Raw genomic sequence first — 16,934 nt, 5'->3', positions numbered from 1 at the left:
GATCTTGGCGACGACGCCGGCGCCGACCGTCTTGCCGCCTTCACGGATGGCGAAGCGCAGGCCTTCTTCCATCGCGATCGGCGCAATCAGCTCCACCACCATCTTGATGTTGTCGCCAGGCATGACCATCTCGACGCCTTCCGGCAGCTCGCACGCGCCCGTCACGTCCGTCGTACGGAAGTAGAACTGCGGACGATAGCCCTTGAAGAACGGCGTATGACGACCGCCCTCTTCCTTCGTCAGCACGTACACCTCAGCTTCGAACTGCGTGTGCGGCTTGATCGAGCCCGGCTTGCACAGCACCTGGCCGCGCTCCACTTCTTCGCGCTTCGTGCCACGGAGCAACACGCCGACGTTGTCACCGGCCTGGCCCTGATCCAGCAGCTTGCGGAACATTTCCACGCCCGTGCAGGTCGTCTTGGTCGTCGGACGGATGCCGACGATTTCAACTTCGTCGTTCACCTTCACGATGCCGCGCTCGATACGACCCGTCACCACCGTGCCGCGGCCGGAGATCGAGAACACGTCTTCCACCGGCATCAGGAACGCGCCGTCGATCGCACGCTCCGGCACCGGGATGTACTTGTCCATTTCCGCCACCAGCTGCACCACCGCCGGCACGCCGATCGGGCTCTGATCGCCTTCCAGCGCCTTCAGCGCCGAACCCTTCACGATCGGGGTCGTGTCGCCAGGGAAGTCGTACTTCGACAGCAGCTCGCGCACTTCCATTTCGACCAGCTCAAGGAGCTCGGCGTCATCGACCATGTCGGCCTTGTTCAGGAACACCACGATGTACGGCACGCCGACCTGACGGGCCAGCAGGATGTGCTCGCGCGTCTGCGGCATCGGGCCGTCAGCGGCGGAACACACCAGGATCGCGCCGTCCATCTGCGCCGCGCCCGTGATCATGTTCTTCACGTAGTCGGCGTGGCCCGGGCAATCGACGTGCGCGTAGTGACGCGCATCCGAGGTGTACTCCACGTGCGCCGTCGCGATCGTGATACCGCGAGCGCGCTCTTCGGGCGCCTTGTCGATCTGGTCGTACGCCTTGAACTCACCGCCGTGCTTCTCAGCCATCACCTTCGTCAGCGCGGCCGTCAACGTGGTCTTGCCATGGTCGACGTGGCCGATGGTGCCTACGTTCACGTGCGGTTTGGTACGTTCAAATTTCTCTTTGGCCACGGCGGCGTTCCTCTATCTATAACTTTAAAAAGCTGACGTTATCTGTTGCTGGCGCACTGTCGAGGCGTCAGCCCTTCTTGGTAATCACATTCGCGACGTTGGTCGGCACTTCCATGTACTTGGCGAACTCCATCGTGTACGTGGCACGGCCCTGGCTCATGGAGCGCATGGACGTGGAGTACTGGAACATCTCGGCCAACGGCACTTCCGCCGTCACGACCTTGCCGGAGATGGAATCTTCCATGCCGACGATCTGACCGCGACGGCGGTTCAGGTCGCCCACGATGTCGCCGTAATAATCTTCCGGCGTCACCACTTCCACTTTCATGATGGGCTCGAGGATCACCGGCTTGGCATTGGACATCGCGTCCTTGAAGGCCATGCTGCCTGCGATCTTGAACGCCATTTCGTTCGAATCGACGTCGTGATACGAGCCGTCGAACAGGGTCGCTTTCACGTCCACGACCGGATAACCGGCGAGCACGCCGTTAGCGGTTGCTTCGCGGATGCCCTTCTCGACCGCCGGAATGTATTCCTTCGGAATCGCACCGCCGACGATGCCATTGACGAATTCGAAGCCCTTGCCGGCTTCGTTCGGCTCGAGCGTGATCCACACGTGGCCGTACTGACCGCGGCCGCCGGACTGACGCACGAACTTGCCTTCCTGCTCGACCTTGGCGCGGATGGTTTCGCGGTAGGCGACCTGGGGCTTGCCCACGTTCGCTTCCACCTTGAACTCGCGCTTCATGCGATCGACGATGATTTCCAGGTGCAGCTCGCCCATGCCGGCGATGATGGTCTGACCGGACTCGGCATCGCTCGACAGACGGAACGAGGGATCTTCCTTCGCCAGGCGCTGCAGGGCGATGCCCATCTTCTCCTGGTCGGCGAGCGTCTTGGGCTCGACCGCGACCGAGATCACCGGCTCGGGAAAGTCCATCTTTTCCAGCTGGATGGAGTGATCGGGGTCGCACAGCGTGTCGCCCGTGATCACGTCCTTCAAGCCCACGGCCGCGGCGATGTCGCCGGCGCGGACTTCTTTGATCTCGCTACGCTCGTTGGCGTGCATCTGGAGCAAGCGGCCGATGCGCTCCTTCTTGCCCTTGCCCGGGTTGCTGACGGTGTCGCCGGAGTTGAGTACGCCGGAGTACACGCGGAAGAACGTCAGGTTGCCGACGAACGGATCGTTGAGGATCTTGAACGCGAGCGCCGAGAACCGCTCCTCGTCGCTGGCCTTGCGCGTGCCTTCCTTGCCATCGGCCAGCAGGCCTTTGACCGGGGGCATCTCCACCGGCGAGGGCATGAACTCGATGATGGCATCGAGCATGGCCTGCACGCCTTTGTTCTTGAACGCCGAGCCGCACATGCAAACGACGATCTCGTTACGGATCGAGCGCTCGCGCAGGCCCTGCATGATTTCCTGTTCGCTGAGCGTGCCGCTTTCGAGATACTTGTTGAGCAAGGTCTCGTTGGCTTCGGCGGCCGCCTCGATCATCTTGGCGCGCCACTCCTCGCACTGCTCCTGCATGTCCTCGGGAACGTCGCGATATTCGAAGCGCGTGCCCTGGGTGGCGTCGTCCCACCAGATTTCCTTCATGCGGATCAGATCGACCACGCCGACGAATTTGTCTTCAGCGCCGATCGGCAGCTGAATCGGCACGGGCACGCCACGCAGGCGCTGCTGGATCTGCTCGACACAACGCAGGAAATTGGCGCCGGCGCGGTCCATCTTGTTGACGAACGCGATGCGCGGCACTTTGTATTTGTTCATCTGCCGCCAGACCGTTTCGGACTGCGGCTGCACGCCGGCAACCGCGCAAAACACGGCTACGGCACTGTCGAGCACGCGCAGGCTGCGCTCGACTTCGATGGTGAAGTCGACGTGGCCCGGGGTGTCGATGATGTTGATGCGATGCTCGGGGAAGTTGTTCTCCATCCCCTTCCAGAAGCAGGTCGTGGCAGCGGCGGTGATGGTGATGCCGCGCTCTTGCTCCTGTTCCATGTAGTCCATGACGGCCGCGCCGTCATGCACTTCACCGATCTTATGCGATACGCCCGTGTAAAAAAGAATGCGCTCGGTCGTCGTCGTCTTGCCCGCGTCAATGTGGGCAGAGATGCCGATGTTCCGATAGCGTTCGATGGGCGTAGTACGTGACATGAGGTCTCTTGCAGGTTGCGGTTAACGAGTCGCGGAGGGCGACGTTCATTGACCGCACTCCACGCTTACCAGCGGTAGTGAGCGAACGCCTTGTTCGCTTCCGCCATACGGTGCGTGTCTTCACGCTTGCGCACGGCCGAACCACGGTTTTCAGAAGCATCCAGCAGCTCGGCGGCGAGACGCTGCGACATCGACTTCTCGCTGCGCGCCTGAGCGGCTTCGATCACCCAGCGCATGGCCAATGTCTGGCGGCGGGCCGAACGGACTTCAACGGGCACCTGGTAGGTGGCACCGCCGACGCGGCGGCTCTTCACTTCGACCGTCGGCTTGACGTTGTCGAGGGCCTGGGACAGCAGCTCGATCGACTGCTCGTTCGCCTTGCCGGTCTTCTCGGTGATGCGATCGACCGCGCCGTACACGATCTTTTCCGCGACCGACTTCTTGCCGCGCTCCATGACCATGTTGACGAACTTGGCCAGCAGCAGGCTGTTGAAGCGCGGATCGGGAAGAATCGTGCGGGTCGGGGCCGAGGCTCTACGAGACATGAGGTACTACCTTAAAAATAGGTTTTAGGGGTGGCGCCGGTTATTTCTTCGGGCGCTTCGCGCCGTACTTCGAACGGCCCTGACGGCGGTCGTTGACGCCCGCGCAGTCCAGAGTGCCGCGCACCGTGTGATAGCGCACACCGGGGAGGTCTTTCACACGACCGCCGCGGATCAGCACCACCGAGTGTTCCTGCAGGTTGTGGCCTTCGCCGCCGATGTAGCTGATGACCTCGAAGCCGTTGGTCAGGCGCACCTTGGCGACCTTACGCAGGGCGGAGTTCGGCTTTTTCGGCGTCGTCGTGTACACGCGCGTGCAAACCCCGCGCTTCTGCGGGCAGGCAGCGAGCGCAGGTACCTTCGTCTTGTAATTCGGCGAAGTGCGCGGCTTACGGACGAGCTGACTGATACTGGCCATAACCTAATGATTCCTAAAGAGAACACGAAGCCGCCTAGCTGTTCGCTAAGGCGGCCTGACTAAATTCGGGTGACTGGCGGGCGGAGGATACGTCGACGCCGGCCAAATCAAAGGCGCGGGATTGTAGGAACGTGACCCTGATGTGTCAACGGCTTAGAGGCCCGACACGAGGGGTTCCAGGGGGAAGGTTGCCCTTCCCCCTGCCGATTCCTTACTCCGCGTCGGACGAGGCCTCCGCCGATTCCTCGGTATCCACCCCACCGCCGCCCATATCCATGAAGCCGCGGCCCGTGCCGGAATCCCGGCGACGACGACGCGAGTGGAAGAACGAGCCCGTGCCTGCCGGGATGAGCCGGCCGACGATGACGTTCTCCTTCAAGCCACGCAGGTCGTCCTTCAGGCCGCGTACGGCCGCTTCGGTCAACACGCGGGTGGTCTCCTGGAAGGAGGCCGCGGAGATGAACGACTCGGTCGCCAGCGACGCCTTGGTGATACCCAGCAGCACCGGCTCGAGGCGCGCGGGAATCTTGCCCTGCTCCTCGATCCGCTCGTTCACGTCCGTCACGCGGGCGCGGTCCAGCTGCTCGCCGCGCAACAGGACGGTGTCGCCCGCATGGGCGATTTCGACCTTACGCAGCATCTGGCGGATGATCACTTCAATGTGCTTGTCGTTGATCTTCACGCCCTGCAGCCGGTACACGTCCTGGATTTCGCGGACCAGGTAGTTGGCCAGCGACTCCACGCCCTGCAAGCGCAGGATGTCGTGCGGGTTCGGCTCGCCGTCGGCGATCACTTCGCCGCGCTCCACCTGCTCGCCTTCGAACACGTTCAGGTGACGCCACTTCGGAATCAGCTCCTCGTGCTTCTCGCCCTGCTCGTCGGTGATGATCAAGCGGCGCTTGCCCTTGGTCTCCTTGCCGTAGCTCACGGTGCCCGAGTACTCGGCGAGGATCGCTGAGTCCTTCGGCTTGCGGGCTTCGAACAAGTCCGCGACGCGCGGCAGACCGCCGGTGATGTCACGGGTCTTCGACGACTCTTGCGGGATACGCGCGATAACATCACCAACTGATACTTTCGCTCCGTCTTCCAGACTGACAATTGCGCCAGTCGGCAGCGCGTACACGGCCGGAATGTCGGTGTTGGCGAAGGTGACTTCCTTGCCCTTGGCATTGACCAGTCGCACGACCGGACGCAGGTCCTTGCCGCCCGAGCTGCGCTGCTTCGGATCCATCACGACGGTGCTGGACAGGCCGGTCACTTCGTCGACCTGGCTCTGCACGGTCACGCCGTCGATGAAGTCCTGGAACTTGATGAAACCCGCCACTTCGGTCACGACCGGGTGGGTGTGCGGATCCCAGGTCGCCACGATCTGACCCGGCTCGATCGGATCGCCGTCCTTCACCGTGATCACGGCGCCGTACGGGATCTTGTAACGCTCACGCTCGCGACCGAACTCGTCGATCACGCCGAACTCACCGGAGCGCGAGGTCGCGACCCAGTGGCCCTTCTCGTGGTGCACGGTCTTCAGGTTATGCAGACGCGCGGTGCCCTTGCCCTTCGTTTCCACGGAGTTCGCGGCAGCCGCTCGAGACGCCGCGCCACCGATGTGGAACGTACGCATCGTCAGCTGCGTGCCCGGCTCACCGATGGACTGCGCGGCGATGACGCCGACCGCTTCACCCATGTTGATGCGATGACCACGCGCGAGGTCGCGGCCATAGCACTGCGCGCACACGCCGTAGCGGATTTCGCAGGCGATGGGCGAACGCACCTTCACCTGGTCGACGCCTTCGGCTTCGAGCAGCTTGACCAGCTTTTCGTCGATCAGCGTGCCGGCGGCCACGACCACCGATTCGCCGTTCGGCTTCATCACGTCTTCGGCAGCCACGCGACCCAGCACGCGCTCGCCCAGACCTTCGACCACGTCGCCGCCTTCGACGATCGGAGCCATGGTCAGGCCGTTCGAGGTACCGCAGTCCTCTTCCGTGACCACCAGGTCCTGCGCCACGTCGACCAGACGACGGGTCAGGTAACCGGAGTTCGCGGTCTTCAACGCGGTGTCGGCCAGACCCTTACGAGCGCCGTGCGTCGAGATGAAGTACTGCATGGCGTTCAAGCCTTCACGGAAGTTCGCCGTGATGGGCGTTTCGATGATGGAGCCGTCCGGCTTGGCCATCAGGCCGCGCATACCGGCGAGCTGACGAATCTGGGCCGCGCTACCGCGGGCGCCCGAGTCGGCCATCATGTAAATCGAGTTGAACGACTTCTGCGTGACCGTCTGGCCCTTGGAGTTCACGACGTCTTCGACGCCGAGCTTGTCCATCATGGCCTTGGCCACCTGGTCGTTGGTGCGCGACCAGATATCGACCACCTTGTTGTAGCGCTCGCCGTTGGTGACGAGACCCGAAGCGTACTGCTCCTGAATCTCCTTCACTTCACGCTCGGCGCCACCGAGGATGCGGCCCTTCTGCTGAGGCACGACCATGTCGTCGACGCCGATCGACACACCGGCGCGCGTCGCGTACGCGAAGCCCGTGTACATCAGCTGGTCGGCGAACACGACGGCTTCCTTCAAGCCGACGCTGCGATAGCAGAGGTTGATGACGCCCGAGATGGCCTTCTTGGTCATGTCGCGGTTCACGACATCGAACGACATGCCCTTCGGCAGGATCTCGGACAGCAACGAACGGCCCACGGTCGTATCGACGACGCGGGTCTTCGGACGATGACCGGTGCCCTCTTCGTTCTTGACGTACTCGGTGATGCGCACCTTCACCTTGGCCTGCAGGTCGGCATGGCGGCTCTCATAGGCGCGATGCACTTCCTGCACGTCGGTGAACAGCATGCCCTCGCCCTTCGCATTCACGCGCTCGCGGGTCATGTAGTACAGACCGAGCACCACGTCTTGCGACGGCACGATGATCGGGTCGCCGTTGGCGGGCGACAGAATGTTGTTCGACGACATCATCAGAGCGCGGGCTTCGAGCTGCGCTTCCAACGACAACGGCACGTGTACGGCCATCTGGTCGCCGTCGAAGTCGGCGTTGAACGCGGTACAGACCAGCGGATGCAGCTGGATCGCCTTACCTTCGATCAGCACCGGCTCGAACGCCTGAATGCCCAGACGGTGCAGGGTCGGCGCGCGGTTCAACAGCACGGGATGTTCGCGAATGACTTCTTCGAGAATGTCCCACACTTCCGGACCTTCACGCTCCACCATGCGCTTGGCGGCCTTGATGGTCGAAGCTTCGCCACGCAGCTGCAGCTTGGAGAAGATGAAGGGCTTGAACAGCTCGAGCGCCATCTTCTTCGGCAGACCGCACTGATGCAGGCGCAGGGTCGGGCCCACCACGATCACGGAACGACCGGAGTAGTCGACGCGCTTGCCGAGCAGGTTCTGACGGAAGCGGCCCTGCTTGCCCTTGATCATGTCGGCCAGCGACTTCAGCGGACGCTTGTTCGTGCCGGTGATGGCGCGACCGCGACGGCCGTTGTCGAGCAGCGCATCCACCGCTTCCTGCAACATGCGCTTTTCGTTGCGCACGATGATGTCCGGCGCGTTCAACTCGAGCAGTCGGCGCAGGCGGTTGTTACGGTTGATGACGCGGCGATACAGATCGTTCAGATCGGACGTCGCGAAGCGGCCGCCGTCCAGCGGCACCAGCGGACGCAGATCCGGCGGCAGCACCGGCAGCACGGTCATGACCATCCACTCCGGCTTGTTACCGGACTCGATGAACGACTCGAGCAGCTTCAGGCGCTTGGTGAGGCGCTTGATCTTGGTTTCAGAGTTGGTGCCGAGGATCTCTTCGCGAACCTTGAGCACTTCCTGCTGCAGGTCCAGCGACTTCAACAGCTCGTACACGGCTTCGGCACCCATGCGGGCGTCGAACTCGTCGCCGTGCTGTTCGATGGCTTCCAGATACATTTCGTCGGTCAGCAACTGACCGCGCTGCAGCTGGGTCATGCCCGGCTCGATCACCACGAACGCTTCGAAATACAGCACGCGCTCGATTTCACGCAGCGTCATGTCGAGCATCAAACCGATGCGCGACGGCAGCGACTTCAGGAACCAGATGTGGGCAGTCGGGCTCGCGAGCTCGATGTGGCCCATGCGCTCACGGCGCACCTTGGACTGGGTCACTTCGACGCCGCACTTTTCGCAGACCACGCCGCGATGCTTCAGGCGCTTGTACTTACCGCACAAGCACTCGTAGTCCTTCACCGGTCCGAAGATCTTGGCGCAGAACAGGCCGTCACGTTCCGGCTTGAACGTACGGTAGTTGATGGTTTCCGGCTTCTTCACTTCGCCGAACGACCACGAGCGGATCATTTCAGGCGAAGCCAGGCCAATCCGGATCGAATCGAAATTCTCGACCGGAGTGTGCTGCTTAAAGAGCTTTAGCAAATCTTTCATGTGTCACCTAAGGCGTTAGGTTCGAGCCGGGCGCATCGACTCCCCTGACGGGGAAGCACTCGATGCCCGCAAGACCATGTCAATCAACGCTACTTCTGTGTGAAGCGAGTTGGGCGTAACGAATGTGGCGCTAACCATCATTTGTCGCTCTCCTGCTCCAGCTCCATGTTGATGCCCAGCGAACGGATTTCTTTCACCAGCACGTTGAAGGACTCGGGCATGCCGGCCTTCATCTCGTGGTTGCCGTCAACGATGGCCTTGTACATCTGCGTGCGACCGTTCACGTCGTCGGACTTGACGGTCAACATTTCCTGCAGCGTGTACGAGGCGCCATACGCCTCCAGCGCCCAGACTTCCATTTCGCCGAAGCGCTGACCGCCGAACTGCGCCTTACCACCCAGCGGCTGCTGTGTGACCAGCGAGTACGGACCGGTCGAGCGGGCGTGCATCTTGTCGTCGACCAGGTGGTTGAGCTTCAACATATACATGTAGCCCACCGTCACCTGACGCTCGAAGCGCTCGCCGGTACGACCGTCGAACAGCGTCGTCTGACCGCTGGCCGGCAGATCCGCCAGCTCCAGCATGCGCTTGATTTCCTCTTCGGCCGCGCCGTCGAACACCGGCGTCGCCATCGGCACGCCGTGACGCAGGTTGCCTGCCAATGCGATCACTTCGTCGTCGGTCAGCGAAGCGATGTCCGCCTTCTGGCCGCCCGACTTGTTGTAGACCTCATCGAGGAAGCTGCGGATCTGCGTGGCGCGCTCGGCAGCCATGCTGTCGAGCATGCGACCGATCTTGTGGCCGATGCCCTTGGCGGCCCAGCCCAAGTGCGTCTCGAGGATCTGACCGATGTTCATACGCGAAGGCACGCCCAGCGGGTTCAGCACGATGTCGACCGGCGTACCGTGCTCATCGAACGGCATGTCTTCGACCGGGATGATCGTGGACACGACACCCTTGTTACCGTGGCGGCCGGCCATCTTGTCGCCCGGCTGCACGCGGCGCTTCACGGCCAGGTACACCTTGACCATCTTCAGCACGCCCGGAGCGAGATCGTCGCCCGCGGTGATCTTGGCGCGCTTCTCATCGAAGCGCTTCTCGAACTCCTTACGCTGAGCCTTCAAGCGCTCGGCGGCGCGTTCGACCGCGGCGTTCTCTTCATCGTCCTGCAGACGAATTTCCAGCCACTGCTCGCGCGGCATGCTGGAGAGATAAGTCTCGTCGAGGATGGTGCCGGCCTTGAGCTTCTGCGGGCCCGCCGAAGCAGGCTTGCCGAGCAACACGGCCTGGATACGCTGGAACAAGTCGTCTTCGAGAATACGGCGCTGGTCTTCCAGGTCCTTGCGAACCTTCTCCAGCTCCGACTTCTCGATCGACAACGCACGGCTGTCCTTCTCGACGCCGTCGCGCGTGAACACGCGCACGTCGATCACGGTGCCGTCCATGCCCGGAGGCACGCGCAGCGAGGTGTCCTTAACGTCGGACGCCTTCTCACCGAAGATGGCGCGCAGCAGCTTCTCTTCCGGCGTCAGCTGGGTCTCGCCCTTCGGCGTGACCTTACCGACCAGAATGTCGCCCGCCTTCACTTCGGCGCCGATGAACGCGATACCGGCTTCATCGAGCTTGGCCAGCGCGATGTCGCCGACGTTCGGAATGTCGGCCGTGATTTCTTCGGGACCCAGCTTGGTGTCGCGAGCGACGCAAGTGAGCTCTTCGATATGAATCGTCGTGAAGCGATCGTCATGGACGACACGCTCCGAGATCAGGATCGAGTCTTCGAAGTTGTAGCCGTTCCAGGGCATGAACGCGACCAGCAGGTTCTGGCCCAGCGCCAGCTCGCCCAGGTTGGTGGACGGGCCGTCAGCCAGCACGTCGCCGCGCGCGATCACGTCACCCGCCTTCACCAGCGGACGCTGGTTGATACAGGTGTTCTGGTTGGAACGCGTGTACTTGGTCATCGAGTAGATGTCGACGCCGGCTTCCGAAGCCGACGTTTCAGCATCGTGCACACGAACGACGATACGCGACGCGTCGACCGAGTCGATCACGCCACCGCGACGCGCGACCACGGTCACGCCGGAGTCGATCGCCACAGCGCGCTCCATGCCGGTGCCGACCAGCGGCGTCTCGGCACGCAGCGTCGGCACAGCCTGACGTTGCATGTTCGAGCCCATCAACGCGCGGTTCGCGTCGTCGTGCTCGAGGAACGGAATCAGCGAGGCGGCCACCGACACGATCTGCTTCGGCGACACGTCCATGTACTGAATCTTGTCGGGCGAGGACAGCATGAACTCGTTCAAGTGACGGCACGACACCAGGTCGTCGACGAATTCGGACTTGTCGCTCAGGGTCGCGTTCGCCTGCGCGATCACGTACTGGCTCTCTTCGATGGCCGACAGGTAGTCGATCTCTTCGGTGACCTTGCCGTCCACGACCTTGCGATACGGCGTCTCGAGGAAGCCGTAGTCGTTGGTACGCGCGTACACGGACAACGAGTTGATCAGACCGATGTTCGGACCTTCAGGGGTTTCGATCGGGCACACGCGGCCATAGTGCGTCGGATGCACGTCGCGCACTTCGAAGCCGGCGCGTTCGCGCGTCAGGCCGCCTGGGCCGAGCGCAGAGACACGGCGCTTATGCGTGACCTCTGACAACGGATTGTTCTGATCCATGAACTGGGAAAGCTGAGACGAGCCGAAGAACTCTTTCACCGCCGCAGCCACGGGCTTGGCGTTGATCATTTCCTGCGGCATCAAGCCTTCGGACTCGGCGAGCGTCAGACGCTCCTTCACGGCGCGCTCGACGCGCACCAGGCCGATGCGGAAGGCGTTCTCCGCCATTTCGCCGACCGAGCGCACGCGACGGTTGCCCAGGTGATCGATGTCGTCGACCTGGCCGTTGCCGTTGCGGATGTCGCACAGCTCCTTGATGACCGCGATGATGTCCGAGGTGTCGGTGTACTTCTCGGTGAGCTCCTTGGAGAACTCATCGGTGCGCTTCGAGAAATGCGCGGCGTCGTACAGGATGCCCGGGCCGACGATCTCTTCACGATGCACGCGACGGTTGAACTTCATGCGGCCCACGGCCGACAGGTCGTAGCGCTCGGCATTGAAGAACAGGTTCTGGAACAGGTTCTCGGCCGCATCCTTGGTCGGCGGCTCGCCCGGACGCATCATGCGATAGATCTCGACCAGCGCCTCGAGGCGAGTGCGGGTCGGATCGATGCGCAGCGTGTCGGAGATGTACGGGCCGCGATCCAGATCGTTCACGTACAGCGCACGGATTTCCGTGACGCCGGCTTCGATCAGCTTGTCGACCACAGTGACGGTCAGGATCTCGTTGGCCTTGGCCAGGATCTCGCCGGTCTCAGTGTTGAACACGTCGTGCGCCAGGATCTTGCCGATCAGGTATTCCTTCGGCACTTCCAGGCGGGAGATGTTCTTCTGCTCGAGCTGACGCACGTGACGCGCGGTCACACGGCGGCCTTCCTCGACGATGACTTCATCGCCGACCTTGATGGTGAAGGTCGCGGTCTCGCCGCGCAGACGCGCCGGGATCAATTCGAACTCGATCTTGTTCTTGGACAGGTGATAGGTGTTCTTGTCGAAGAACATGTCCAGCATCTGCTCTTCGGTGTAGCCGAGAGCGCGCAGGATGATGGTGACCGGCAGCTTGCGGCGGCGGTCGATACGCGCGAACACGCAGTCCTTCGGGTCGAACTCGAAATCGAGCCACGAGCCGCGATAAGGAATGATGCGCGCGGAAAACAGCAGCTTGCCCGAGCTGTGAGTCTTGCCGCGGTCGTGATCGAAGAACACGCCCGGCGAACGGTGCAGCTGGGACACAATGACGCGCTCGGTGCCGTTCACGACGAACGTACCGTTGTCGGTCATCAGAGGCATTTCGCCCAGATAGACTTCCTGCTCGCGGATGTCCTTGACCGTCTTCTTGGTCGGGGTCGATGTCTCTTTATCGTAAACAACCAGGCGTACCTTCACTCGCAGCGGGGCTGCGTAGGTGAGGCCGCGCATCTGGCACTCCTTCACATCGAATACCGGATCGCCGAGGCGATAACTGACGTATTCGAGAATGGCGTTGCCGGAATAGCTGGTGATCGGGAACACGCTCTTGAACGCAGCGTGCAGGCCAGCGTCGGCCCGAGCCATCTCGGGCGCATCGGCTTGTAGGAACTTGCGGTACGAGTCGAGCTGAATCGCCAGCAGGTAAGGCACCTCAAGGATGCTCTCCCGCTTGCCGAAGTCCTTACGGATACGCTTCTTCTCGGTGAACGAATAGGCCATCTGGATCACCCTTCTGAATCTGATAGAGAGTTCAGGGCTTCGAAATCAAACGTGGGGGCCACCCGACGTTGGGTCGCCGCCACAAAAGACAATAGGAAAGCACGGCGGACAGAGCTCGCTCCGCCGCCGCGCCTTCCAGGTACCGGTAAAAGTACGCTCAACAAAACTCCGCGAACGAGATTACTTGATCTCCGCAGCGGCGCCGGCCTCTTCCAGCTTCTTCTTGATCGAGTCCGCGTCGGCCTTCGGCACGCCGTCCTTGACCACCGAGGGCACGCCTTCGACCAGGTCCTTGGCTTCCTTCAAGCCCAGGCCGGTGATCTCGCGGATGACCTTGATGACGCCGACCTTGTTGGCGCCGAAGCTGGTCATGGTCACGGTGAACTCGGTCTTCTCTTCGGCAGCCGGAGCAGCGGCACCGCCGCCACCCGCGGGAGCCGCAGCAACGGCGACGGCAGCAGCGGCGCTCACGCCCCACTTCTCTTCCAGCGCCTTGACCAGGTCGACCACTTCCAACACCTTCAGGTTGGACAACGCGTCGATCAGTTCTTCCTTCGAAATAGCCATGTTGAAAACTCCAAAATTTAGATGATGTAACCGTAATCGAATCGGGCTGGCCGCTTAAGCGGTCGCGCCGAGCTTGTCCTTGTGCGCAGCCAACACACGCACGAGCTGAGCGTGCGGTTCGTTGACGGTGCGGACCAGCTGACCGAGCGGGGTCTGCAGCAATCCCAACAGGGTTGCGCGGGCCGCTTCGATCGTCGGCAGGCTGGCGACACGGTCCAGGTCCTTCGGCGTGAGCAACGCACCGCCGAGCGACACTACGGTCGGCACCAGCTTGTCGTTTGCCTTTGCGAAGTCCTTGACCAGTCGGGCAGCCGCACCCGGATCTTCCTTCGAGAACGCGAGAACCAGCGGGCCTTTCAGGCTCTTGCCGACCACTTCGAACTGAGTGCCGGCGATAGCCTTGCGGGCCAACGTGTTCTTCACCACTCGCAGGTAGACACCGGATTTACGAGCCTTGGTCCGCAGTTCAGTCATCTGCGAAACCTTCAGCCCGCGGTATTCCGCGGCCACCACGGACTGCGCTGTTGCAGCTACCGCGGCGACTTCGGCTACCAGCGCCTTCTTGTCATCGAGTCTGAGCGCCATGATTTCCTCCTGGCGTGAAGAGCGTTAACACGAACGGATGCGCCTCCTTTCGCATCCACCCTGGTCGCCTTTTCCACTTGCGAGGAAGTACGACCTGACGGCGCCCTTCAGCGGGGAATCACATGCCTTGCGGCCGTGAGCTCCGATTCGGGTAACACCATCTGCGCAGGCCTCATTAAGGAACTCACATTCCGCCTGCGGTCTTCGATGTGACCGACCTTGCGGCCGGCTTCATCAATCGACAGCGAGCACCCACCGAGGTGAGTGCCCGCTAGAAACAACAATTACAGCGAGAGCGACGACTGTTCGACCGGCACGCCCGGCCCCATCGTCGAAGACACGGAGATCTTCTTCAGATAGATGCCCTTGGCGGCGGCGGGCTTGGCCTTCTGCAGGTCCGCCAGCAACGCGTGCAGGTTTTCCTTGAGCTTGGCCGGCTCGAAGTTCGCCTTGCCGATCGTGCAATGAACGACACCGGCCTTGTCGGAGCGGTAACGCACCTGACCGGCCTTGGCGTTCTTCACGGCGTCAGCGACGTTCGGGGTCACGGTGCCGACCTTCGGGTTCGGCATCAGGCCGCGAGGACCGAGGATCTGACCGAGCTGACCGACCACGCGCATCGCATCCGGAGAAGCGACCACCACGTCGAAATCCATCTGACCGGCCTTCACCTTCTCGGCCAGGTCTTCGAGGCCGACGATGTCGGCGCCGGCGGCGCGGGCCGCATCCTGGTTCTTGCCGGACGTGAACACGGCGACACGCACCGTCTTACCGATACCGTTCGGCATCACCGTCGAGCCACGGACCTGCTGGTCCGACTTCGAGGCATCGATACCGAGGTTCACGGCCACGTCGACGGACTCGGCGAACTTCGCCTTGGCGAATTCCTGCACCAGGCCCAGGGCCACATCGATCGGATACACCTTGCCCGGCTCGATCTTGCCCGCCCAGGCCTTCAAACGCTTAGCTACGAATGGCATGTCACACGCCCTCCACGTCAACGCCCATGCTGCGCGCAGTGCCCGCGACAGTGCGGACAGCTGCTTCCAGATCCGCGGCCGTCAAATCCGGCTGCTTGATCTTGGCGACGTCTTCGAGCTGTTTGCGGCTGATCTTGCCGACCTTGTTGGTATTGGGCGCGCCACTACCTTTCTCAATGCCGATGGCCTTGCGGATCAGCACCGACGCCGGCGGCGTCTTGAGAATGAAGGTGAAGCTGCGATCGCTGTAGACCGTGATCACAACTGGGGTCGGCAGACCCTTTTCCAAGCTCTGCGTCTGCGCGTTGAACGCTTTGCAGAATTCCATGATGTTGACGCCCTGCTGACCCAGCGCCGGACCGACCGGCGGGCTCGGGTTCGCCTGGCCTGCAGGAATCTGCAGTTTGATATAGCCAGTGACTTTCTTGGCCATGATGCTCTCCGGGTGCAAACGCCACTCTTACGAGCAGCTCCCCATCGTAGTTTTCAACCTGAAGCGTGCTTAAAGCGCGCTCCAACCCATCGTCAGGCCTTCTCGACCTGACTGAAATCCAGCTCCACGGGCGTCGAGCGACCGAGGATCTGCACCGCCACTTGCAGGCGGTTCTTTTCGTAATTGACCGACTCGACCACGCCGTTGAAGTCGTTGAAGGGGCCGTCGATGACGCGCACCACTTCGCCGGGCTCGAACAGCACTTTGGGCTTCGGCTTGTCGATGCCTTCTTCCACGCGCCGGAGGATGCTCATCGCTTCCTTCTCGGTGATGGGCGCGGGCTTTTCCGGCGTGCCGCCGATGAAGCCGAGCACCTTGGGCACTTCCTTCACGAGGTGCCAGGTCGCTTCGTCCATCTCCATCTGCACCAGCACGTAGCCGGGATAGAACTTGCGCTCGCTCTTGCGCTTCTGACCGTCGCGCATCTCGACCACTTCTTCGGTCGGCACCAGGATCTCGCCGAACTTGTCTTGCAAGCCCTGCATCTTGATGCGGTCCTTCAAGCCCTCGGCAACGCGATGCTCGAAGTTGGAATAGGCGTGCACGACGTACCAACGCAAAGCCATGTCAACCTCCGCGCCCGGTCAGCCACTTCGTGAGGAAGCCGAGCAGCGTGTCCACGCCCCAGAAAAACAAACCGAGCACGACGATCATGACGAACACCACCAGGGTGACCTGCCAGGTCTCCTGCGTGCTCGGCCAGACCACCTTGCGAAGCTCGACGCGCGAGCTCTGCACGAACTGCCAGAACGTCTTGCCTTGATATGACTGCAGGCTGACCAGCGCGCCCACCACCAGCGACGCCAGCACGATGATCCAACGCAGCCAGATCGGCAGGTCGGACAGCAAATAGAAGCCCGCGATGCCCGCCGCCAGAATGACGACGCCCGCAGCGAGCTTCAGCGCGTCCAACGCTGTGGCGTTTTCCTGTACTTGGTCAGTCATTTCTCACTGCGCATGTCTGGCAGGCCAGGAGGGAATCGAACCCCCAACCTGCGGTTTTGGAGACCGCCGCTCTGCCAATTGAGCTACTGGCCTAAGACCTTACAAATATATAAGCGGGTTAGCTTCCAACCGACGGCTATCAACGCCACCGCGCGAACCCGTGATACTGCGGGCGTAGCCCGCTCGAACCTACAACCCGGCCGGCGACTTTAGCAGCCGCCGGCGGGAATGACTGACTTACTTGAGGATCTTGGCGACGACGCCGGCGCCGACCGTCTTGCCGCCTTCACGGATGGCGAAGCGCAGGCCTTCTTCCATCGCGATCGGCGCAATCAGCTCCACCACC

At 62.1% G+C, this 16,934-nt stretch carries 13 protein-coding genes and 1 tRNA gene; all 14 read right to left on the bottom strand.

Annotation, left to right across the window (positions count from 1 at the left end; translation table 11 throughout):
- Positions 1–1,182, bottom strand: a 1,182-nt coding sequence (gene tuf / locus ACFPN2_RS21345) for an elongation factor Tu (protein WP_380600366.1), incomplete at its 3' end; no start/stop codon positions are given.
- A gap of 67 nt (positions 1,183–1,249) precedes the next feature.
- Positions 1,250–3,340, bottom strand: a complete 2,091-nt coding sequence (fusA, locus tag ACFPN2_RS21340; protein ID WP_380600364.1) for an elongation factor G — start codon at positions 3,338–3,340, stop codon at positions 1,250–1,252.
- A gap of 65 nt (positions 3,341–3,405) precedes the next feature.
- Entirely contained in the window at positions 3,406–3,885 is a 480-nt protein-coding gene (gene rpsG, locus ACFPN2_RS21335; protein ID WP_380600362.1) for a 30S ribosomal protein S7, read from the bottom strand.
- Between the two features lie 40 nt (positions 3,886–3,925).
- Positions 3,926–4,300, bottom strand: coding sequence for a 30S ribosomal protein S12 (rpsL, locus tag ACFPN2_RS21330; RefSeq protein WP_129644597.1), 375 nt, complete (start codon positions 4,298–4,300; stop codon positions 3,926–3,928).
- A gap of 211 nt (positions 4,301–4,511) precedes the next feature.
- Positions 4,512–8,717: a DNA-directed RNA polymerase subunit beta' gene (rpoC, locus tag ACFPN2_RS21325; RefSeq protein WP_380600360.1), complete on the bottom strand. Its 4,206-nt coding sequence runs from the start codon at positions 8,715–8,717 to the stop codon at positions 4,512–4,514.
- A gap of 137 nt (positions 8,718–8,854) precedes the next feature.
- Positions 8,855–13,018 carry a DNA-directed RNA polymerase subunit beta gene (rpoB, locus tag ACFPN2_RS21320; RefSeq protein ID WP_380600358.1) on the bottom strand — a complete coding sequence of 1,388 codons (4,164 nt, stop codon included), beginning with the start codon at positions 13,016–13,018 and terminating at the stop codon, positions 8,855–8,857.
- Positions 13,019–13,198: 180 nt separating this feature from the next.
- Entirely contained in the window at positions 13,199–13,585 is a 387-nt protein-coding gene (gene rplL / locus ACFPN2_RS21315; RefSeq protein ID WP_380600356.1) for a 50S ribosomal protein L7/L12, read from the bottom strand.
- A 54-nt stretch (positions 13,586–13,639) separates the two neighbouring features.
- Complete coding sequence (rplJ, locus tag ACFPN2_RS21310) at positions 13,640–14,170, bottom strand: 50S ribosomal protein L10 (protein WP_380600354.1); 531 nt, start codon at positions 14,168–14,170, stop codon at positions 13,640–13,642.
- 284 nt (positions 14,171–14,454) lie between these two features.
- Positions 14,455–15,150, bottom strand: coding sequence for a 50S ribosomal protein L1 (rplA, locus tag ACFPN2_RS21305; protein WP_380600352.1), 696 nt, complete (start codon positions 15,148–15,150; stop codon positions 14,455–14,457).
- 1 nt (position 15,151) lies between these two features.
- The gene (gene rplK / locus ACFPN2_RS21300; protein WP_129644587.1) at positions 15,152–15,583 is read right to left on the bottom strand and encodes a 50S ribosomal protein L11; all 432 of its coding nucleotides are present in this window, start codon (positions 15,581–15,583) and stop codon (positions 15,152–15,154) included.
- Positions 15,584–15,675: 92 nt separating this feature from the next.
- On the bottom strand, positions 15,676–16,209 hold the full coding sequence (gene nusG / locus ACFPN2_RS21295) for a transcription termination/antitermination protein NusG (protein ID WP_116808912.1): 534 nt from the start codon (positions 16,207–16,209) through the stop codon (positions 15,676–15,678).
- Position 16,210: 1 nt separating this feature from the next.
- Positions 16,211–16,588 carry a preprotein translocase subunit SecE gene (gene secE / locus ACFPN2_RS21290; RefSeq protein WP_129775252.1) on the bottom strand — a complete coding sequence of 126 codons (378 nt, stop codon included), beginning with the start codon at positions 16,586–16,588 and terminating at the stop codon, positions 16,211–16,213.
- Positions 16,589–16,605: 17 nt separating this feature from the next.
- A tRNA-Trp gene (locus ACFPN2_RS21285) sits at positions 16,606–16,681 on the bottom strand.
- A 144-nt stretch (positions 16,682–16,825) separates the two neighbouring features.
- The coding region (locus ACFPN2_RS21280; protein ID WP_465270389.1) for an EF-Tu C-terminal domain-related protein at positions 16,826–16,934 on the bottom strand (109 nt) is incomplete at its 5' end.

The organism is Steroidobacter flavus, from assembly GCF_042651805.1.
GTDB lineage: Bacteria > Pseudomonadota > Gammaproteobacteria > Steroidobacterales > Steroidobacteraceae > Steroidobacter > Steroidobacter flavus.
Note: the sequence above shows the minus strand (reverse complement) of the source record. Positions and strands in the feature narration are given on the sequence as shown.

Excerpts from the sequence above, each read along its gene's own strand:
- rpsL (WP_129644597.1), bottom strand. The coding sequence starts at position 4,300 with ATGGCCAGTATCAGTCAGCTCGTCCGTAAGCCGCGCACTTCGCCGAAT.
- fusA (WP_380600364.1), bottom strand. The coding sequence starts at position 3,340 with ATGTCACGTACTACGCCCATCGAACGCTATCGGAACATCGGCATCTCT.
- nusG (WP_116808912.1), bottom strand. The coding sequence starts at position 16,209 with ATGGCTTTGCGTTGGTACGTCGTGCACGCCTATTCCAACTTCGAGCAT.
- rplL (WP_380600356.1), bottom strand. The coding sequence starts at position 13,585 with ATGGCTATTTCGAAGGAAGAACTGATCGACGCGTTGTCCAACCTGAAG.
- rplA (WP_380600352.1), bottom strand. The coding sequence starts at position 15,150 with ATGCCATTCGTAGCTAAGCGTTTGAAGGCCTGGGCGGGCAAGATCGAG.
- rpoB (WP_380600358.1), bottom strand. The coding sequence starts at position 13,018 with ATGGCCTATTCGTTCACCGAGAAGAAGCGTATCCGTAAGGACTTCGGC.
- rpsG (WP_380600362.1), bottom strand. The coding sequence starts at position 3,885 with ATGTCTCGTAGAGCCTCGGCCCCGACCCGCACGATTCTTCCCGATCCG.
- rplJ (WP_380600354.1), bottom strand. The coding sequence starts at position 14,170 with ATGGCGCTCAGACTCGATGACAAGAAGGCGCTGGTAGCCGAAGTCGCC.
- rpoC (WP_380600360.1), bottom strand. The coding sequence starts at position 8,717 with ATGAAAGATTTGCTAAAGCTCTTTAAGCAGCACACTCCGGTCGAGAAT.
- rplK (WP_129644587.1), bottom strand. The coding sequence starts at position 15,583 with ATGGCCAAGAAAGTCACTGGCTATATCAAACTGCAGATTCCTGCAGGC.
- secE (WP_129775252.1), bottom strand. The coding sequence starts at position 16,588 with ATGACTGACCAAGTACAGGAAAACGCCACAGCGTTGGACGCGCTGAAG.